16 protein-coding genes are annotated in these 20,335 nt (G+C 50.6%); 12 read left to right on the top strand and 4 right to left on the bottom strand.

The annotated features are described in order from the left end of the window. The first annotated feature begins 317 nt into the window (after positions 1–317). The 5 genes from OGX96_RS00065 to OGX96_RS00085 all read left to right on the top strand — a co-directional run bounded on the left by OGX96_RS00065 (position 318) and on the right by OGX96_RS00085 (position 7,237). On the top strand, positions 318–1,949 hold the full coding sequence (locus OGX96_RS00065) for a sensor histidine kinase (RefSeq protein WP_003826772.1): 1,632 nt from the start codon (positions 318–320) through the stop codon (positions 1,947–1,949). Beyond that, positions 1,946–2,665, top strand: coding sequence for a two-component system response regulator DcuR (gene dcuR, locus OGX96_RS00070; protein WP_008786975.1), 720 nt, complete (start codon positions 1,946–1,948; stop codon positions 2,663–2,665). Before OGX96_RS00065 ends, dcuR begins: the two co-directional genes overlap by 4 nt. A 717-nt stretch (positions 2,666–3,382) precedes the next feature. Then, on the top strand, positions 3,383–4,723 hold the full coding sequence (gene dcuB / locus OGX96_RS00075; RefSeq protein WP_003031873.1) for an anaerobic C4-dicarboxylate transporter DcuB: 1,341 nt from the start codon (positions 3,383–3,385) through the stop codon (positions 4,721–4,723). Positions 4,724–4,819: 96 nt separating this feature from the next. Beyond that, complete coding sequence (gene fumA / locus OGX96_RS00080) at positions 4,820–6,466, top strand: class I fumarate hydratase FumA (protein WP_008786974.1); 1,647 nt, start codon at positions 4,820–4,822, stop codon at positions 6,464–6,466. 147 nt (positions 6,467–6,613) lie between these two features. Further along, positions 6,614–7,237, top strand: a complete 624-nt coding sequence (locus OGX96_RS00085) for a DUF2238 domain-containing protein (RefSeq protein WP_032941584.1) — start codon at positions 6,614–6,616, stop codon at positions 7,235–7,237. Between the two features lie 20 nt (positions 7,238–7,257). On the opposite strand, the gene OGX96_RS00090 is transcribed toward OGX96_RS00085, so the two are convergent. The 3 genes from OGX96_RS00090 to melA all read right to left on the bottom strand — a co-directional run bounded on the left by OGX96_RS00090 (position 7,258) and on the right by melA (position 10,393). Then, positions 7,258–7,512, bottom strand: coding sequence for a SemiSWEET transporter (locus OGX96_RS00090; RefSeq protein WP_032942140.1), 255 nt, complete (start codon positions 7,510–7,512; stop codon positions 7,258–7,260). Positions 7,513–7,514: 2 nt separating this feature from the next. Continuing rightward, positions 7,515–8,945 (bottom strand): melibiose:sodium transporter MelB, encoded by a 1,431-nt coding sequence (gene melB, locus OGX96_RS00095; protein ID WP_286581960.1) that lies wholly within the window; start codon positions 8,943–8,945, stop codon positions 7,515–7,517. 92 nt (positions 8,946–9,037) lie between these two features. Continuing rightward, entirely contained in the window at positions 9,038–10,393 is a 1,356-nt protein-coding gene (gene melA / locus OGX96_RS00100; protein ID WP_008786970.1) for an alpha-galactosidase, read from the bottom strand. Positions 10,394–10,662: 269 nt separating this feature from the next. On the opposite strand from melA, the gene melR reads away from it, so the two are divergent. From melR to pmrB, 7 genes are all read left to right on the top strand, one after another. Further along, the gene (gene melR / locus OGX96_RS00105) at positions 10,663–11,595 is read left to right on the top strand and encodes a transcriptional regulator MelR (protein WP_003826756.1); all 933 of its coding nucleotides are present in this window, start codon (positions 10,663–10,665) and stop codon (positions 11,593–11,595) included. Positions 11,596–11,832: 237 nt separating this feature from the next. Beyond that, positions 11,833–14,100, top strand: coding sequence for an arginine decarboxylase (gene adiA, locus OGX96_RS00110; RefSeq protein WP_020996085.1), 2,268 nt, complete (start codon positions 11,833–11,835; stop codon positions 14,098–14,100). A gap of 314 nt (positions 14,101–14,414) precedes the next feature. Then, positions 14,415–15,176, top strand: a complete 762-nt coding sequence (locus tag OGX96_RS00115) for an AraC family transcriptional regulator (RefSeq protein WP_008786968.1) — start codon at positions 14,415–14,417, stop codon at positions 15,174–15,176. Between the two features lie 127 nt (positions 15,177–15,303). Beyond that, positions 15,304–16,641, top strand: coding sequence for an arginine/agmatine antiporter (gene adiC, locus OGX96_RS00120; protein WP_003031853.1), 1,338 nt, complete (start codon positions 15,304–15,306; stop codon positions 16,639–16,641). Positions 16,642–16,787: 146 nt separating this feature from the next. Then, the gene (gene eptA / locus OGX96_RS00125; protein ID WP_286581963.1) at positions 16,788–18,425 is read left to right on the top strand and encodes a phosphoethanolamine transferase EptA; all 1,638 of its coding nucleotides are present in this window, start codon (positions 16,788–16,790) and stop codon (positions 18,423–18,425) included. 4 nt (positions 18,426–18,429) lie between these two features. Further along, positions 18,430–19,098, top strand: a complete 669-nt coding sequence (gene pmrA, locus OGX96_RS00130) for a two-component system response regulator PmrA (protein ID WP_008786966.1) — start codon at positions 18,430–18,432, stop codon at positions 19,096–19,098. Further along, positions 19,099–20,181, top strand: a complete 1,083-nt coding sequence (gene pmrB, locus OGX96_RS00135; protein WP_198803160.1) for a two-component system sensor histidine kinase PmrB — start codon at positions 19,099–19,101, stop codon at positions 20,179–20,181. It begins immediately after the preceding gene. Here pmrB and pmrR read toward each other — a convergent pair. Continuing rightward, the gene (gene pmrR / locus OGX96_RS00140; RefSeq protein ID WP_003826741.1) at positions 20,175–20,264 is read right to left on the bottom strand and encodes an LpxT activity modulator PmrR; all 90 of its coding nucleotides are present in this window, start codon (positions 20,262–20,264) and stop codon (positions 20,175–20,177) included. The two genes, pmrB and pmrR, sit on opposite strands and share 7 nt — an antisense overlap. Positions 20,265–20,335 lie beyond the last annotated feature (71 nt).

Here is a 20,335-nt window from a genome sequence, read left to right on the forward strand (position 1 = left end):
TGGAGGCGCATTATAGGGAGTTTCCTGCGGCCCGCAACCCTTAAATGACAGAAAAATGACTGACTGCTGCATTCCACAGCAAAACCCCGCCTTATACCCATTTACGCACAGAGTTATCCACAATCGTAAGGAAATTATCTGTAAGCGTCCCTGAAAAGGGAGGGAATCGGTATGAAAACCTCTATATAGAAAGAAATTCACTCTACGCTATATAAAGAAGAAGGACTGACAACTTAAGCGCCATAATCCCTACCACCTTTGAATTACGCACCCCATCAGGCAATAATACCCGCACAAACCGTGATTTCAGGACCGTGATGAGATACTCCCTGCAACGTACTGCTATACGTAAACGCCCGATGAAGCTTGGCACCACCGTGATCCTCATGGTTAGTGCAGTACTCTTCTCCGTGCTGCTTGTCGTTCATCTGATTTATTTCTCGCAGATCAGCAACATGACGCGCGATGCATTAGCGAGTAAAGCTCTTGCAGTCGCGCGAACGCTAGCCAACTCTCCGGAGATCCGCCAGGGACTAATGAAAAAGCCCGAGGAAAGCGGCATTCAGGCGATTGCCCAGGCGGTGAATAAGAGCAACGACTTTTTGTTTATCGTCGTCACTGATATGCAAAGCATTCGTTACTCCCATCCCGAAGCACAGCGAATCGGTCAGCCATTTAAAGGTGATGACATATTGCTGGCCCTGCAGGGTAAAGAGAATGTCGCCATTAATCGCGGATTCCTGGCTAAAGCTCTACGTGTATTTACTCCTATCTATGACGAACATCACCGGCAGATTGGCGTGGTGTCGATCGGCCTTGAGCTAAGCCGGGTGACTGAGCAGATCAATAACAGCCGCGGCAGCATCATCTGGTCAATCTTATTTGGCGTGCTGGTTGGACTGCTCGGCACATGGGTATTTGTCAAAGTCCTCAAGCGCATTCTGTTTGGCCTGGAACCTTATGAGATCTCCAATCTGTTCGAACAACGCCAGGCGATGCTGCACTCTATAAAGGAAGGTGTTATTGCCGTTGACGAGTGCGGTGAGGTGACCCTGATTAACCAGGCGGCGCAGGAGCTGCTGGATTATCACAAATCACAAGATGATGCCCAGCTCTCCACACTCAGCCATGCGTGGTCACAGGTGGTCGATTTTTCACAGGTACTACATGACGGAACGCCGCGCCGCGATGAAGAGATCATGGTGAAGGATCGGCTACTCTTAATTAACACGGTCCCGGTACTCAGCAACGGTAAAATCATCGGTGCCATTTCAACCTTCAGAGATAAAACTGAAGTCCGAAAACTCATGCAACGTCTGGATGGTATGGTCAACTATGCCGACGCACTTCGTGAACGATCCCACGAATTCATGAATAAATTGCACGTGATTCTGGGATTATTGCATCTGAAAAGTTATAAGCAGCTTGAAAATTACATCCTGAAGACCGCAAACAATTATCAGGAAGAAATTGGCTCACTGTTAGGAAAAATAAAATCACCGGTGATCGCAGGATTTTTACTCAGTAAGATTAATCGCACATCTGATTTAGGCCATAGTCTGGTCATTAGCAATGAAAGCCAGTTACCGGAAAATAGCAACGAAGATCAGGTGGCGGTACTGATTACCGTTCTGGGGAATCTGATTGAAAACGCCCTGGAGGCGCTAGGTCAAGAACCTGGTGGTGAGATCAGCGTATCCTTGCATTATCGACACGGCTGGTTGCATTGCGAAGTGAATGACGATGGTCCGGGGATTGCCCCCGAAAACATTGAGCACATCTTTGAGAAGGGAGTTTCGTCAAAAGGAACCGAACGGGGCGTTGGTTTAGCGCTTGTTAAACAACAGGTTGAAAACGTTGGCGGTAATATTTCCGTCGAGTCTGAACCTGGGATCTTCACCCAATTTTTTGTACAGTTACCGTGGAATGGTGAGAGGGCCAGCAGATGATCAATGTCTTAATTGTCGATGACGATGCAATGGTAGCGGAATTAAACCGCCGTTATGTCGCGCAACTCTCCGGTTTTCACTGCTGCGGCACAGCCTCCACGCTGGAGAAAGCAAAAGAGATAATCTTTCATAGCGGTCATCATATCGATCTGATTTTGCTAGATATTTATATGCAAAAAGAAAACGGTCTGGACCTGCTACCGGTTCTGCACAGCGAAGGTTGCAAGTGTGATGTCATCGTCATCTCTTCCGCCGCTGATGCCACCACCATCAAAGATTCACTTCACTACGGTGTTGTTGACTACCTGATCAAACCTTTCCAGGCTTCCCGGTTTGAAGAGGCGCTCACCGGCTGGCTGCACAAGAAAAATGAAATGGACAAGCATCAGTACTATGAACAGTCTGAGCTTGACCAGCTGATTCACGGCAGCTCTTCCAATGAACAGGAAGCACGGCGCTTACCTAAAGGGTTAACGCCACAAACGTTACGCACGCTGTGTCAGTGGATTGATGAGCACCAGGATCAGGAGTTCTCCACGGATGAGCTGGCCAACGAGGTCAATATCTCGCGCGTCTCTTGCCGTAAATACCTTATCTGGCTCGTCAATTGTCACATCTTATTTACCAGCATCCATTATGGCGTGACCGGCAGACCTGTTTATCGTTATCGTGTGCAGGCTGAACACTACTCATTGCTTAAACAATATTGCCAATAAATACACTTGGGATTATTTGTTATTTGAAAGTAACAATTATTAAAATAATGAAAAATCCCAATTTCACCAGCTGGCACTGTAAAATTATAAATTTGCGTTAGATCAAATATATTTGTATCCGGCATGTTAAATGTATTATTTTAATATTGACAACCATCACACTGTTTTTAATTTCAAAATCGCTAACAAAAGTTAATTAAGTATTATCTAACTCGCAGAGTGTGTATTTTTACCCATAAAGGATTAGTCTGAAATTAACCAGACATACAAAATCTAGACTGGTAGCAATGGAGACCATGCTACGTACCATGGACACCGTACATTTTTGTGAGCAAATAAAAGTATCCGCACGCCGACCTCATCACATTATGAGATGGCGTGACCGTGATCACATAAATAATCTACTCACCCATTCTGTCGGTGGTTCACGTAATAGCGGAAAACGCAAAACAGATAAATTACAGCGTCAACCGCAGCTTTCCATGCCCAGCTCTGCTTCCCATCGCCTGAGGATTTTCTCCTCTGATCAAAGCCACAGAAAAAAGCTAAATATTTCCATAAATTTGAAAAAACATTCTAGCAAGACATTTGAACATTAATCGCAAATACGGACATATCGAATACTGACCATTTTTTGATGCTTATTCTGGCAAAAAAGAATGTGGCACAGATCCATTTTTCAAAAAATTGACTGGGTTTTTCGCGAGGGTAAATAAAATGTTATTTAGTATACAACTTCTCATAATATTAATATGTTTGTTTTATGGTGCCAGAAAGGGCGGTATCGCGCTGGGTTTATTAGGCGGTATCGGCCTGGTCATTCTGGTTTTCGTTTTCCATCTCCAGCCGGGTAAACCACCTGTAGATGTAATGCTGGTTATTATTGCCGTGGTGGCCGCATCGGCAACCTTGCAAGCCTCCGGCGGCCTTGACGTTATGCTGCAAATCGCTGAAAAGCTGCTGCGCCGTAACCCAAAATACGTTTCCATCGTCGCACCTTTCGTTACCTGCACCCTGACGATTCTCTGCGGTACAGGGCACGTGGTATACACCATCCTGCCAATCATTTATGACGTTGCCATTAAGAACAATATTCGCCCGGAACGTCCGATGGCGGCGAGTTCTATCGGCGCGCAGATGGGGATTATCGCCAGCCCGGTTTCTGTAGCCGTGGTGTCACTGGTGGCAATGCTGGGTAACGTAACGTTTGAAGGCAAGCATCTCGAATTCCTCGACCTGCTCAGCATCACCATCCCGTCTACCCTGTTGGGTATCCTGGCGATCGGTATCTTCAGCTGGTTCCGTGGTAAGGATCTGGATAAAGATGAAGAGTTCCAGAAGTTCATTTCCGTACCTGAAAACCACAACTATGTGTATGGCGATACCGCCACGCTGTTAGACAAAAAGCTGCCGAAAAGCAACTGGCTGGCCATGTGGATCTTCCTGGCTGCTATCGCCGTTGTTGCCGTGCTTGGCGCGTTCTCCGAGCTGCGTCCTACCTTTAGCGGCAAACCGCTGTCAATGGTGCTGGTTATCCAGATGTTCATGCTGCTGACCGGTGCGCTGATTATTATCTTGACGAAGACCAATCCCGCTTCAATATCTAAAAACGAAGTCTTCCGTTCCGGTATGATCGCGATTGTGGCGGTGTACGGTATTGCCTGGATGGCCGAAACAATGTTCGGCGCGCACATGACAGAAATCGAAGGTGTGCTGGGCAATATGGTGAAAGAGTATCCGTGGGCCTATGCAATTGTTCTGCTGCTGGTATCCAAATTTGTAAACTCCCAGGCAGCGGCGCTGGCAGCGATTGTTCCGGTCGCGCTGGCAATCGGGGTTGATCCCGCGTACATCGTGGCTTCTGCTCCGGCATGTTACGGTTACTACATTCTGCCGACCTACCCGAGCGATCTGGCTGCTATCCAGTTTGACCGTTCCGGCACCACCCACATCGGCCGCTTCGTTATCAACCACAGCTTCATTCTGCCTGGCTTGATCGGCGTAAGCGTATCCTGTGTCTTTGGTTGGATCTTCGCCGCAATGTACGGTTTCCTGTAATCACAGTTCGCGTGCCGTCCACGTTGGTACGGCACGCCACCATGAAGACACAGAGAATTTTAAAATTCCTGAGAAAAATGAAAAGGCTGGAAGCAAATGTCAAAAGTTGAATTCACTTACCAGGCGGCTTTCCCACTGGGGGAAGACAAAACTGAGTACTACCTGCTGACATCCGATCACGTCAGCGTCGGCGAGTTTGAAGGCGAAACAATCCTGAAAGTAGCCCCTGAAGCACTTACACTACTGGCCCAGCAAGCCTTCCACGATGCCTCCTTCATGCTCCGCCCAGAACACCAACAGCAAGTCGCCTCAATTCTCCATGATCCCGAAGCCAGCGAAAACGATAAGTACGTGGCGCTGCAGTTCCTGAGAAACTCCGAAATCGCCGCCAAAGGCGTGTTGCCAACCTGCCAGGACACCGGTACGGCAATCATCATGGGTAAAAAAGGTCAGCGTGTTTGGACCGGCGGCGGCGATGAAGCGGCGCTCTCCAAAGGCGTATTTAATACCTATATCGAAGATAACCTGCGCTACTCACAAAATGCGGCGCTGGATATGTACAAAGAAGTGAATACCGGCACCAACCTGCCCGCACAGATCGATCTGTACAGCGTGGACGGTGACGAATACAAATTCCTGTGCGTGGCCAAAGGCGGCGGCTCAGCCAACAAAACCTATCTGTATCAGGAAACCAAAGCGCTGCTGACTCCCGGCAAACTGAAAAACTTCCTGGTTGAGAAAATGCGCACGCTGGGTACCGCAGCTTGCCCGCCGTATCACATCGCATTCGTTATTGGTGGTACGTCAGCGGAAAGCACCCTCAAAACGGTGAAGCTGGCCAGCACACACTACTATGACGCGCTGCCGACTGAAGGCAATGCTCACGGCCAGGCATTCCGCGATCTGCAACTGGAACAAGAACTGCTGGAAGAAGCGCAGAAACTCGGCCTTGGTGCTCAGTTCGGCGGGAAATACTTCGCACATGATATCCGCGTGATCCGCCTTCCTCGCCACGGCGCGTCCTGCCCGGTTGGTATGGGTGTTTCTTGCTCCGCAGACCGTAACATCAAGGCCAAGATCAACCGCGAAGGGATCTGGATTGAAAAACTGGAACATAACCCAGGTCAGTACATTCCGGAATCTCTGCGCCAGGCGGGCGAAGGCGAAGTGGTTAAAGTTGACCTTAACCGCCCAATGAAAGAGATCCTCGCCCAGCTCTCTCAGTACCCGGTTTCTACTCGTCTGTCACTGAGCGGTACTATCATTGTTGGTCGTGACATTGCCCACGCGAAGTTAAAAGAACGTATTGAGTCCGGCGAAGGTCTGCCGCAGTACGTGAAAGATCATCCGATCTACTACGCGGGTCCGGCCAAAACCCCTGCAGGCTACCCGTCCGGTTCTTTAGGTCCAACCACCGCGGGTCGTATGGACTCCTACGTTGACCTGTTGCAGTCTCACGGCGGCAGCATGATCATGCTGGCAAAAGGTAACCGTAGCCAGCAGGTGACTGACGCCTGCCACAAACACGGCGGCTTCTACTTGGGCAGCATCGGCGGACCAGCAGCGGTACTGGCGCAGCAGAGCATTAAGCATCTGGAATGCGTGGAATACCCGGAGCTGGGTATGGAAGCTATCTGGAAAATCGAAGTAGAAGATTTCCCGGCTTTCATTCTGGTCGATGACAAAGGCAACGATTTCTTCCAGCAAATCGTCAGCAAACAATGCGCTAACTGCGCGAAGTAACCCATTCGGCCCGGCACTGGACTGGCACTAAATTTTTGGCGTCAGTCCAGCGATCCCCCCGGGCCAACTTTATCCCCCCATTTACTGGTATTGAATTTTTGCCGTTCACAGGGAATAGTGATCTTTTCCATTACGTGTGAATTCGCAATGCTCCGTACTCTGAACCCCACAATCTTGCGCACCGGTGCATTGATCCTGGCGCTGATTCTTATCTACACCGGTATCTCTGCCTCTGAGAAAATCACCTGGCTGATGGAAGTCACGCCAGTCATTATTGTCGTCCCGCTGTTGCTGGCTACCATGAAGCAGTACCCATTGACGCCGCTGCTTTATACGTTGATTTTCTTGCACGCCATCATTCTGATGGTAGGCGGGATGTATACCTACGCCAAAGTCCCCGTCGGTTTTCAGGTTCAGGAATGGCTGGATCTCAGTCGAAACCCCTATGACAAGCTGGGCCACTTCTTCCAGGGGCTGGTACCAGCCCTGACGGCAAGAGAGATTTTAGTGCGCGGCAATATTGTCCGTGGTCGTAAGATGCTGGCATTTTTGGTCTGCTGCGTAGCACTGGCGATTAGCGCAATGTATGAACTCATCGAATGGTGGGCCGCGCTGGCAATGGGACAAGGTGCGGATGACTTCCTTGGCACGCAGGGTGACCCGTGGGATACCCAGTCGGACATGTTCTGCGCCCTGCTCGGTGCGTTAACAACGGTCCTTGCACTGGCGGGCTGGCACAATCGGCAGTTGAAAACGGCCGGAGAGCGCTAACGCTTCTCCAGCAATCTACATTACCTACTGCGATACTTGATAACCAGAATCGGCAAGGCGAACAACAGTGTCAGAAAGTTCGCCATGCTGACGGCTGTATCTTCAATCAATAATCCGTAAATCAGCCACAAAACCAGCCCGCACACAAACATCACATACATCAAACCGGAGATGCCTTGTGTGTTGCGGGTGGTAATAACCTTAATGGCTTGCGGTAAGAAAGAGAGCGTCGTCAGGCTGGCCGCCAAATACCCAATCAACGAATGCCATTCCATCGCTATGCCTTCACATCGCCTGGAGCCACTACCGCAATAGCCGGGATATCCGGTTGCTCATGGTGCTGCGGCACCTTGCGATACTTATCCAGTAAATGGATCTGGATCCTGCGCAGGGTGTCACCATTCAGTCGATAAAAGCGGAAATACAGGACTAAGGTCACCACAAAAAAGAGTGCGGGTAGCGCTATCATAATAAACTGCATGCCAACGATGGTTTCGGCAGACTGCGCGACATTTGGCGCGTAATTAATCACCCCGAGTATCAACGCGATAAAGAAAGCGGCAAATGCTGACCCACCTTTTACCACCATTGTCTGCACCGAATAAGCGATACTTTCACAACGAACATTAAGTTTGTATTCGCCGTAATCAACGGTATCTGCCACCATAATGACCTGCAACACCCAGAAAAGCGCCGAACCAATATTCAGTAAAACACCCGCTATAACAATCAGTAAGATATTATGGAAATCTGCCAGCGCCATCACCAGTAGTACGCTACAGCTAAGCACCGGCAACACCGATGCCCCAGCCCACAAGATCCGTCGTGACAACGCGTTTACCAGCCGAGGAAAGAAAATCAACGTCAACAGGTTTGCCGCACCTGCGTAAGACATGTAGTACGGGAAGAGACTTGCATCGCCAATGACGTAGGTAAAATAGTAAATGGCAAAGCCAGCAATGATATTGGATGCAATATTGTAAGCCAGTGCCATACCTAACAGGCAGGATAGCTGGTCATTTTTATAGATAAGCCCAACGATCGCTTTCAACCCAAGACGACTGCTGTCTGCCGTGGCCTCACTGCCTGACGAATAAACCTCATGCACATTCCGTAGCGTCACAACGGTGGAAACGATAAAGAACGCGATGAGAATTAGCGTAAACATCTGAAAGCCAAAACCACGATCTGCTCCGCCAACATAGCTCACAAAAGGCAGCGTCACGCCTGCGGTAACAAACCCAGAAAGGCTGGCGAAGAAACGGGGGTACGGCACCAGTTGTTCACGCTCGCGTTTATCCAGCGTAATGGTTGGCACCAGTGACCAAAATGGAATATCCATAATGGTGTAGGTCATTCCCCATAATATATACGTCACGCAAACAAATACGACCTGCGCAGTACCCTCAAAAAGATGTGCGCTAAAAAGCAAAAACAGCACCAATGAGTTCGCCAGCGTACCGAGTAAAATCCAGGGTTTAAATTTTCCCCAGCGCGATCGGGTGGCGTTCACAATCCAGCCCATGATGGGATCGTTTACCGCATCCCAAATCCTTGCCGCCAGGAACAACGTTCCGACCAGCCCCACCGATAATCCCACCACGTCGGTGTAGTAATACATCAGATACATGTACACAATACCGATGGCGAAATCCTTACCAAACGCTCCAAATCCATAACTGAGTTTTGTTGTCAGAGATATGCTCATAGGGTATCGGGTCGCTGTTACCAGCGCCCGCCTTCTGTAAGAGGAAACGTCAGAGGTTAAACGCCGGATACAATGCCCGGCGTGATTGTGTATTAACGGTGCAGCCAGGCCGGCAGCCAGTCGCCGTGAGACGCGATCAGGTCGTCCACCAGCGCATAAATCTCTTCAATCCCCAGTACCGCGGCGGTATGCGGATCCATCATCGCCGCGTGATAAACGCGATCGCGATTCTCCGTCAGGATGGCTTCCGTTAGCAGGGTCTGAACATTGATATTGGTTTGCATCATGGCCGCCAAATGTGACGGGAGAGTCCCGACTTTCGTTGGCTGAATACCATTTGCATCGACCAGACAAGCGACTTCAACGCAGCAGCCTTGCGGCAGGTTATCGATCAGATTGTCATTGCGAACGTTGCCATACACGACGCTCGGTTCACCGGTCCAGATAGCGTTCATGATAGTGCTGGCATATTCGCGCGACGGTTTAATGTCGATCCGCTCAGCCGTTTTGTACTCTTCCAGCTCTTTTTTCCAGTTCGCCAACTGTTCCACACAACGTTTCGGATATTCATCCAATGGCACCTTATAGCGCTCAATCAGATCTTCACGCCCCGGTTTGATAAACCACGGCGTATATTCGGCGAAGTGCTCCGACGATTCGGTGACGAAATACCCCAGTTTTTTGAACATTTCATAACGCACAATGTTCTGGCAACGGGTATTTCCGTGAATATTTGGTTTCGGCGCCTGACCGGATTCATAGGCCGCCAGCAGCTCCGGGTAGAGATTCACATAGGCACCGTCCGCCGTTTTGCGCTCCAGCTCCAGATAAAATGCCATATGGTTGATCCCGGCACTGCGATAGCGCAAAGAAGCAGGGTCGATGTTCAGATCGCGGGCCAACTCCTCCGCCGTCCCCTGCACCGAATGACACAACCCAACCTGCTTAATATGCGGATAGCGCGCATACATTGCCCAGGTGTTCATTGCCATCGGGTTAACGTAGTTAAGCATCGTGGCCTGCGGACAGACTTCGGTCATATCCTCACAAATCTGCCATAAATGCGGGATGGTGCGCAGCGCGCGCATGATCCCGCCCGGCCCCAGCGTGTCGGCAATCGTCTGCTCCAGGCCATGGCGTTTACACACCGTAAAATCGGTGACGGTACAAGGTTCATAGCCGCCGATCTGGAAAGCGACCACCACAAAATCAGCATCCTGTAATGCTGCTTTTTGATCGGTATAGCAGGTGATTCGTCCAGACGCGCCCGCAGAATCCATCAACTTGCGCACAACAACGTGTGATTCTTCCAGACGCGTAGGATCGAGATCCATCAAGGCGATATGCGCAGATTTAAGCGCATCGCGGTGAAAGACGTCCCCAAGAATATTTTTGACGAAAATCGTGGAACCGGCGCCGATAAAGGTAATTTTGGGTGCAGACATCATGACTCTCCAGAACATTAGTGAACACAGTCATGGTGGCACAGCCCATAGATGAAAACCTCCGACTTCCCTGCTGAGCATTCCCATAAACTCAGATCATCACTCTGCGCCCTATTGGATCTGAGTTTATGGGACAAAATTACCCAAAAAGCAGAGTATGCGACCGCAAAATGTCGCTATGCTCAATGGTAACGGTCCAATTTGTGTCCTGATTCTCAGCCTTAATACGTGTTAAATGACATGATTCTGATAATTCAGGAAATGGAGCAACCATGAGTACATTACCGACATCGCCTCTCCCTCCCGATCCGCACATGTGCAGTAGCGATGAAGAACAAACCCGCAGCCCGCTATCGCTGTACTCAGAATATCAACGGATGGATATCGAGTTGCGCTCACCGCATGCTATGCCTGCCAGCCACTGGCATGGGCAAGTGGAGATCAATGTCCCGTTTGATGGTGACGTCGAGTACCTTATCAACAACGAAGTCGTGCAGATAAAACAGGGACACATCACGCTATTCTGGGCCTGTACACCGCATCAGCTCACGCGTCCGGGCAGCTGCCAAAGTATGGCTATCTTCAATTTACCGATGCACCTTTTCCTCTCCTGGCCGCTGGATCGCGAGCTGATCAACCATGTTACCCATGGAATGGTCATCAAATCGCTGGCGTCGCAGCAGTTGAGCACCTTTGAGGTTCAGCGCTGGCAACAGGAACTGAGCAACCCGAACGAACAAATTCGCCAGCTCGCCATTGATGAAATTGGTCTGATGCTCAAACGGTTTAGCCTTTCCGGTTGGCAGCCTATCCTGGTCAATAAAACCTCGCGGACCCACAAAAACAGCGTGTCGCGGCACGCCCAGTTCTACGTCAGCCAAATGCTGAGCTTTATTGCTGACAACTACGATCAGGCGCTCACCATCAACGACGTCGCGGAACACGTGAAGCTCAACGCCAACTATGCGATGGGGATTTTCCAACGCGTAATGCAACTCACCCTGAAGCAGTACATCACGGCAATGCGGATTAATCACGTCCGCGCATTGCTTAGCGATACCGATAAAACCATTCTCGACGTTGCGTTGACCGCCGGATTCCGATCCAGCAGCCGTTTTTATGACACCTTCAGCAAGTTTGTCGGCATGTCGCCGCAGCAGTACCGCAAACTAAGCCAGCAGCATCGGCAAACAATCGCTGGTTGATATCATTCGGCAATATCAGTATCAGCCAAAAAAATATTCCCCCTGTCGATAAACGGCGGTGAAAAACCGTCAACAAGCAAACATAACCTACTGTTTAAAAACAAATTAAAAACAAATCAGACTATTTTTTACCCGCTTTACAGCCCATTTTGACAGGATAATACTTGCCTGCGTCACATTCATACGGTGTGTCTGCAATTCATAGATTGCAACCTTTCCACAACCGGGTAAAAGATGATGAAAGTATTAATTGTTGAAAGTGAGTTTCTGCATCAGGACACCTGGGTCGGTAGCGCTGTCGAACGTCTGGCTGACGCATTAAGCCGCCAAAATGTTACCGTCATTAAGTCCACCTCATTCGACGATGGTTACGCAATCCTCGCCGCCAATGAAGCCATTGATTGCCTGATGTTCAGCTATCAAATGGAACAACAAGACGAGCACCTGAACGTCAGGCAATTGATCGGCAAGCTCCACGAGCGCCAGCAAAACGTACCTGTTTTCCTGCTGGGCGATCGCGAAAAAGCCACCGCATCGCTGGATCGCGACCTGCTGGAGCTTGTCGATGAATTCGCCTGGATTCTGGAAGATACCGCAGACTTTATCGCCGGTCGCGCCGTTGCGGCGATGACCCGCTACCGCCAACAACTTCTGCCACCGCTGTTCAGCGCACTGATGAAGTACGGCGACATCCATGAATACTCCTGGGCAGCTCCGGGTCACCAGGGCGGCGTCGGATTCACCAAAACGCCGGCCGGTCGTTTCTACCATGATTACTATGGTGAAAACTTATTCCGTAGCGACATGGGTATTGAACGCGCATCGCTCGGCTCGCTGCTGGATCATACCGGCGCGTTTGGCGAGAGCGAAAAATATGCCGCCCGCGTATTTGGCGCTGACCGCTCCTGGTCCGTAGTGGTCGGGACTTCCGGCTCTAACCGCACTATCATGCAGGCTTGTATGACCGATGATGACGTCGTGGTGCTGGATCGTAACTGCCATAAATCCATCGAGCAGGGGCTTATCCTCACCGGGGCAAAACCGGTGTACATGGTGCCAAGCCGCAACCGGTACGGCATTATCGGGCCTATCTACCCGCAGGAAATGCAGCCTGAAACATTGCAGAAAAAGATCAGCGAAAGCCCGCTAACCAAAGGTAAAGCCGGGCAAAAACCGTCTTACAGCGTTGTGACCAACTGTACCTACGACGGTGTTTGCTACAACGCCAAAGAGGCCCAGGACCTGCTCGCGCAAACCAGCGATCGCATCCACTTCGATGAGGCCTGGTATGGCTATGCTCGCTTCAACCCAATTTACGCCGATCACTACGCCATGCGTGGCGCGCCGGGCGATCATAACGGTCCTACCGTTTTTGCCACCCACTCGACCCACAAACTGCTGAATGCGCTTTCTCAGGCATCTTACATTCACGTTCGTGAAGGTCGTGGGGCCGTGAACTTCTCCCGCTTTAACCAGGCGTACATGATGCACGCCACTACCTCTCCGCTGTATGCCATCTGTGCTTCAAACGACGTGGCGGTCTCCATGATGGACGGTAACAGCGGCCTGTCGCTCACCCAGGAAGTGATCGACGAAGCGGTCGATTTCCGTCAGGCCATGGCACGGTTGTACAAAGAATTCACCGCCGAAGGCGACTGGTTCTTCAAACCGTGGAACAAAGAGATTGTGACCGATCCGCAGACCGGCAAAACCTATGACTTTGCCGATGCGCCAACCCAACTCCTGACCACCGACCAGAACTGCTGGGTAATGCGCCCGGGTGAATCCTGGCACGGATTTAAAGACCTGCCGGATAACTGGAGCATGCTGGACCCGATCAAAGTCAGCATTCTGGCTCCGGGGATGGGCGACGATGGTGAACTGGAAGAGAACGGCGTACCGGCTGCACTGGTCACCGCCTGGCTTGGCCGTCACGGCATCGTGCCGACCCGTACCACCGATTTCCAGATTATGTTCCTGTTCTCCATGGGGATTACCCGCGGGAAATGGGGCACACTGATCAACACGTTGTGCTCTTTCAAACACCATTACGATGCCAATACCCCGCTGGCACAGGTGATGCCAGAACTGGTTGAGGAACATCCAGACACTTACGCCAACATGGGCATTCACGATCTGGGCGACACCATGTTCGCCTGGCTGAAAGAGAACAACCCAGGCGCACGTCTTAACGCGGCCTACTCCGGCCTGCCTGTTGCTGAAATCACCCCGCGTGAAGCCTATAACGCGATAGTCAGCGATAACGTTGAGATGGTGGCCATTGAAAATCTGCCGGGTCGTATAGCCGCGAATTCCGTTATTCCTTACCCACCAGGAATTCCGATGCTGCTGTCCGGGGAAAACTTTGGCGACGCCAATAGCCCGCAGATTAGTTATCTACGTTCGTTGCAGTCCTGGGACCACCACTTCCCTGGATTTGAACATGAAACCGAAGGAACGGAAATTATTGACGGTGTGTACCACGTTATGTGCGTGAAAGCATAATGTCGTTTTATAGATAGTCCGATGTTTAAGGTAGACATGTCATGCTTGAGTAATTCCTGAGTATTGCTGCAAAACAATAACATTGTCATACCTTTTTGCGCGGGACCACCCCGCGCTTTTTTTATACGCAAATAGCGCCTTTCCACTTGCGTACAAAAATGTGTACATAAGAAAAATCCCGCCAAACATTGTAATTAATTTCAGACACGTTATTTTATTGCAGTCCTGGTTTCATCATACAATTTCAATTTAGCCGATTTGGCTCATCTGATGTTGAGCTACGGTGTTTTATGTTCATATTCCTGGAGTTGGGTATGAGGCTTTGCAGCAAAGAAGCTTGTGTTGTTGTATTAACGGAGAAGGATGTTTGGTTAAGGATTAACGGTAAAGAAGCCATCAGTTTAAAAGCTAATCATATGGCGCTGGTGGCATGCGATAATAATATTATCGATTTCTCATCACTTAATAACGCATTGGTCGTACATATCAGCCGCGATATCATTAAAGATTATCTGCGCTTTTTAAATAAAGACCTTTCACAGATCCCACTCTGGCAACGCAGTGCCAGCCCAGTGATGACCGCCGCGTGTCTGACGCCGGATGTCTTCAGGGTGGCAGCCCAACACAGCGTAATGGACACAGTGAACGAAGCTGAAAGAGAGCGTACGCGCTCGCTACTGTTCACGGTGTTATCACGCTTTCTCGACAGCAAAAAGTTTATTTCTTTGCTCATGTATATGCTGCGCAACTGTATCAGCGATAGCGTTTATCACATTATTGAGAGCGATATACATAAAGACTGGAATTTAAGCATGGTTGCCAGTTGCTTATGCCTGAGTCCCAGTTTGTTAAAGAAAAAGCTCAAAAGTGAAAATACAAGTTACAGCCAAATAATTACCACATGTCGCATGCGATATGCCGTCAATCAATTACTGATGGACGGCAAAAACATTTCTCAGGTCTCTCAACTGTGTGGATATAACAGTACCTCATACTTTATCTCCGTATTCAAAGAGTTCTATGGGATGACGCCTCTGCATTATGTGAGTCAACATAGGGAGCCATCCGCCGCCTGATTTTTAATCAGTTAGCGATAAGCCATAATAATATCAGCATTAGCGATACCCCAGCTCCGTCATCATTAAATAGACTTTTGACGAGGTATGATAAGGCGTCATTTATCCTTATCAGGAGTTAAAAAATATGTCGACGGATGCTGATGCTCACAAAGTGGGCTTAATCCCCGTCACCCTTATGGTGTCGGGGAATATTATGGGTTCCGGTGTATTCCTGCTACCCGCAAACCTTGCGTCAACTGGCGGGATTGCAATCTACGGATGGTTGGTCACGATTATCGGTGCTCTGGCACTGTCGATGGTGTACGCCAAAATGTCGTCCTTAGACTCCAGTCCCGGTGGTTCTTATGCTTACGCCCGCCGCTGCTTCGGTCCTTTTTTGGGCTACCAGACCAACGTGCTGTACTGGCTGGCCTGCTGGATTGGTAACATCGCCATGGTGGTCATTGGCGTCGGTTACCTGAGCTACTTCTTCCCCATCTTAAAAGATCCGCTGGTCCTGACGCTGACCTGCGTCGTAGTGCTGTGGATCTTCGTATTACTGAACATTGTCGGACCGAAAATGATCACCCGCGTGCAGGCCGTCGCAACGGTACTGGCACTGGTGCCAATTGTCGGGATTGCCGTCTTCGGCTGGTTCTGGTTCCGCGGTGAAACCTATATGGCAGCCTGGAACGTCAGCGGCATGAACACCTTCGGCGCGATTCAAAGCACTCTGAACGTCACCTTGTGGTCATTTATCGGGGTGGAAAGCGCCTCCGTTGCGGCTGGCGTGGTTAAAAATCCCAAACGTAACGTACCTATCGCCACCATGGGCGGCGTGCTGATTGCCGCTGTTTGCTACGTGCTCTCCACCACCGCAATCATGGGTATGATCCCTAACGCGGCGCTGCGTGTATCAGCCTCTCCGTTCGGTGATGCCGCACGTATGGCGCTGGGTGACACCGCTGGGGCGATAGTTTCCTTCTGTGCTGCTGCCGGGTGTCTTGGTTCTCTGGGCGGCTGGACGCTGCTTGCCGGGCAAACCGCCAAAGCCGCAGCCGATGACGGTCTGTTCCCACCGATTTTTGCCCGCGTGAACAAAGCCGGTACGCCAGTGGCCGGGTTAATTATCGTCGGCATCCTGATGACCATCTTCCAGTTCAGCAGCATGTCGCCGAACGCAGCAAAAGAGTTTGGTCTGGTCTCTTCGGTCTCCGTTATCTTCACCCTGGTGCCGTATCTGTATACCTGCGCCGCGCTGCTGCTGCTCGGCCATGGCCACTTTGGTAAAGCACGCCCGATGTACTTACTGGTGACCTTTATCGCCTTTGTCTACTGCATCTGGGCGGTTGTCGGTTCCGGCGCCAAAGAAGTGATGTGGTCGTTCGTCACGCTGATGATCATCACCGCGCTGTACGCACTGAACTACAACCGGATCCATAAAAACCCGTATCCATTGGATGCACCAGTGAACAATAACTAACTTAAGCAATCGTCATTGCCCGATGGCGTCAGTTCATCGGGCCTCCGCTGCCTCGCTGATATTCGAGAAATCAACATTAAGAACTTAAGGTTGGCTTAACTTTACTTTGAGAGGATTTGCGCCACTTAGTCGATGGAACCCCCTTAATGTTAAAGCTCTTGTTTAAAAGGCCCACTCTCGGGCTAATCAGCTGGCTCCTGCTGATCTCATTTTATCTTGCGACCTTCCTGAACATTGCGTTCTATAAACAAGTGCTGCAAGACCTGCCTCTGGACTCTGTGCGTAACGTGCTGGTGTTTTTATCAATGCCGGTGGTCGCGTTCAGCGTCATGAACATCGTGCTGACGCTGGCCTCATTCCTGTGGCTTAATCGCCTGGTGGCGTGCATTTTCATTCTGGTTGGCGCATCGGCCCAATATTTCATCATGACTTACGGCATCATCATCGACCGCTCGATGATCGCCAATATGATGGACACTACGCCCGCCGAAACCTTTGCTTTGCTGACGCCGCAAATGCTCATCACGCTCGGGGTGAGCGGCATTCTGGCCGCGCTCATTGCCTGCTGGGTAAAAATTAAACCGATCACGCCAGTCATGCGCAGCATACTGTTTCGTGGCGCGAACATTCTGATCTCCGCGCTGCTGATCGTGCTGGTTGCTGCATTCTTCTATAAAGATTACGCCTCACTGTTTCGCAACAACAAAGAACTGGTGAAATCCCTCAGTCCATCCAACAGCATTGTGGCGACGTCATCCTGGTATTCACACCAGCGACTGGCCCACCTGCCGCTGGTGCGCATTGGCGAAGATGCCCATCGCAATCCGTTGATGGTGAAAGAAAAGAGTAAGAACCTGACGATTGTGGTTCTCGGCGAGACCTCGCGCGGCGATAACTTCTCGCTGTCAGGCTACTCGCGCCAGACCAACCCGCTGCTGGAAAAAGATGATGTGGTCTATTTCCCCCGCACCACATCCTGCGGAACGGCAACGGCAGTATCAGTACCCTGCATGTTCTCGGATATGCCACGCGCGCACTACGACGAAGAACTGGCACAGCATCAGGAAGGCGTACTCGACATCATTCAGCGGGCGGGAATTAACGTTCTGTGGAACGATAACGACGGCGGCTGCAAAGGAGCCTGTGATCGGGTTCCACACCAGAATATGACTAAGCTGAACCTGCCAGGGCAGTGTATTGACGGTGAATGCTACGATGAAGTCCTGTTCCACGGGCTGGAAGAGTACATTAATAACCTGCAAGGCGACGGGGTGATTGTGCTGCACACCATCGGCAGCCACGGTCCGACCTATTACAACCGCTATCCTGCGCAGTTTAAGAAATTTACGCCAACCTGCGATACCAACGAAATCCAGACCTGTTCGCAGCAACAGTTGGTCAATACTTACGACAACACCATTCTTTACGTTGACTATATTGTTGATAAAGCGATCAATATACTGAAAGAGCATCAGGATAATTTCACCACCAGCCTGGTCTATCTTTCCGATCACGGCGAATCCTTAGGGGAAAATGGCGTCTATTTGCACGGCCTGCCGTATTCGATTGCACCAGATACGCAAAAACATGTGCCGATGCTGCTGTGGCTCTCCGAGGATTATCAGCAACGCTATCAGGTCTCTCAGACATGTTTGCAAAAACGGGCAAGCTCAGAAGACTTCTCGCAGGATAATCTCTTCTCAACTCTGCTGGGATTAACGGGCGTGCAAACACAGAAATATCAGGCGGCAGATGATATTCTGCAACCCTGCCGGGGAGGCTAAACGAATGAAAATTCTGATTGTTGAAGACGACACGTTGTTACTACAGGGACTGATACTCGCTGCACAAACAGAAGGCTACGCCTGTGATGGCGTGTCAACCGCCCGTGCAGCCGAGCAGTGTCTGGAGACCGGACATTACAGTCTGGTTGTTCTGGACCTGGGCTTGCCGGATGAAGACGGTTTGCACTTCCTGACCCGCATCAGACAGAAGAAATACTCTCTCCCCGTGCTGATCCTCACCGCCCGTGACACGCTCAAAGACCGGGTCAGCGGGCTGGATGTGGGTGCCGATGACTATCTGGTCAAACCGTTCGCTCTGGAAGAACTGCACGCCCGCATCCGGGCACTTCTGCGTCGCCACAACAATCAGGGTGAAAGTGAATTAATTGTCAGCAATCTGACGCTGAATATCGGTCGTCGCCAGGTGTGGATGGACGGACAAGAGGTTATCTTAACGCCGAAAGAATACGCGCTCCTGTCACGCCTGATGCTCAAAGCGGGCAGCCCGGTACACCGGGAAATTTTGTATAACGACATCTACAGCTGGGATAACGAACCGTCTACCAACACGCTGGAAGTGCACATTCACAATCTGCGCGATAAAGTCGGAAAATCACGCATCCGCACGGTCAGGGGATTTGGCTATATGCTGGTCGCCACTGAGGAAAGCTAAGTGAAGCTGCTGCAATATCTCAAACAACCACTCCCGCTTCGTCATCGTTTAATGCTGACGATTGGTCTTATTCTGCTTGTCTTTCAGTTGATTAGCACCTTCTGGTTGTGGCACGAAAGTACCGAACAAATACAGTTATTCGAACAGGCGTTACGCGAAAATCGTAATAACGATCGCCACATCATGCATGAGATCCGCGAGGCCATCGCCAGCCTGATCGTCCCCGGCATCTTTATGGTCAGCCTGGCGCTGCTGATTTGCTATCAGGCGGTGCGACGAATAACCCGCCCGCTGGCAGATCTGCAAAAAGAGTTAGAGGCACGAGCAGCCGATAACCTGGCCCCGATTGAAATTCACAGCTCAACCGTTGAGATCCAGGCCGTTGTCTCAGCGCTCAATGACCTGGTAACGCGGCTGACCAGCACTATTGAAAACGAACGTTTATTTACCGCCGATGTCGCCCACGAACTGCGCACACCGCTGTCAGGCGTTCGCCTGCATCTGGAATTATTATCCAAAACCCATAGGGTCGACGTTACGCCGTTGATTGCCCGCCTTGATCAAATGATGGACAGCGTATCGCAACTGCTGCAACTCGCCCGCGTCGGGCAGTCGTTTTCAGCCGGGAACTACCAGCATGTCAAACTGCTGGAGGACGTTATTCTGCCCTCCTACGATGAACTCAGCACCATGCTGGACCAACGTAAACAGACGCTGCTCCTGCCACAAAGCGCGGCGGACGTTGTCGTGCGTGGCGATGCTACGCTGTTGCGGATGCTGCTACGAAATCTGGTGGAAAACGCGCATCGTTACAGCCCGGAAGGCACCCATATTACGATTAGCCTGAACACCGAGCATGATGCCGTCCTGGCCGTCGAAGATGAAGGGCCGGGCATTGATGAAAGTAAATGCGGGGAGTTAAGTAAAGCATTCGTCCGAATGGACAGCCGTTTTGGTGGGATTGGGCTGGGGCTGAGCATTGTCAGTCGTATCACCCAGTTACATCAGGGGCATTTCTATCTGCAAAATCGCCAGGGAGCCACCGGCACTCGCGCATGGGTGGAATTGGCGAAAGATCAGTAAGAGCTCACCCACACATACAAAAAGCTGCTGACGATCAGCACGCTGCACACGGTGGTCAAACTTTCATAAATACGGGTTTTCATGACACTCTCCTCCGAAACTATGGAGGAGAGTTTGCCTGACACAGATTAAGCCAACCTTAAGTTGATATCAT

The organism is Citrobacter sp. Cpo100 (genome assembly GCF_030332595.1).
Classification (GTDB): domain Bacteria; phylum Pseudomonadota; class Gammaproteobacteria; order Enterobacterales; family Enterobacteriaceae; genus Citrobacter; species Citrobacter portucalensis.

Coding starts and splice junctions, on each gene's coding strand:
- adiC (WP_003031853.1), top strand. CDS start 15,304: ATGTCGACGGATGCTGATGCTCACAAAGTGGGCTTAATCCCCGTCACC.
- OGX96_RS00065 (WP_003826772.1), top strand. CDS start 318: ATGAGATACTCCCTGCAACGTACTGCTATACGTAAACGCCCGATGAAG.
- melA (WP_008786970.1), bottom strand. CDS start 10,393: ATGATGTCTGCACCCAAAATTACCTTTATCGGCGCCGGTTCCACGATT.
- eptA (WP_286581963.1), top strand. CDS start 16,788: ATGTTAAAGCTCTTGTTTAAAAGGCCCACTCTCGGGCTAATCAGCTGG.
- pmrA (WP_008786966.1), top strand. CDS start 18,430: ATGAAAATTCTGATTGTTGAAGACGACACGTTGTTACTACAGGGACTG.
- OGX96_RS00085 (WP_032941584.1), top strand. CDS start 6,614: ATGCTCCGTACTCTGAACCCCACAATCTTGCGCACCGGTGCATTGATC.
- pmrR (WP_003826741.1), bottom strand. CDS start 20,264: ATGAAAACCCGTATTTATGAAAGTTTGACCACCGTGTGCAGCGTGCTG.
- dcuR (WP_008786975.1), top strand. CDS start 1,946: ATGATCAATGTCTTAATTGTCGATGACGATGCAATGGTAGCGGAATTA.
- fumA (WP_008786974.1), top strand. CDS start 4,820: ATGTCAAAAGTTGAATTCACTTACCAGGCGGCTTTCCCACTGGGGGAA.
- OGX96_RS00090 (WP_032942140.1), bottom strand. CDS start 7,512: ATGGAATGGCATTCGTTGATTGGGTATTTGGCGGCCAGCCTGACGACG.
- OGX96_RS00115 (WP_008786968.1), top strand. CDS start 14,415: ATGAGGCTTTGCAGCAAAGAAGCTTGTGTTGTTGTATTAACGGAGAAG.
- melR (WP_003826756.1), top strand. CDS start 10,663: ATGAGTACATTACCGACATCGCCTCTCCCTCCCGATCCGCACATGTGC.
- melB (WP_286581960.1), bottom strand. CDS start 8,945: ATGAGCATATCTCTGACAACAAAACTCAGTTATGGATTTGGAGCGTTT.
- dcuB (WP_003031873.1), top strand. CDS start 3,383: ATGTTATTTAGTATACAACTTCTCATAATATTAATATGTTTGTTTTAT.
- adiA (WP_020996085.1), top strand. CDS start 11,833: ATGAAAGTATTAATTGTTGAAAGTGAGTTTCTGCATCAGGACACCTGG.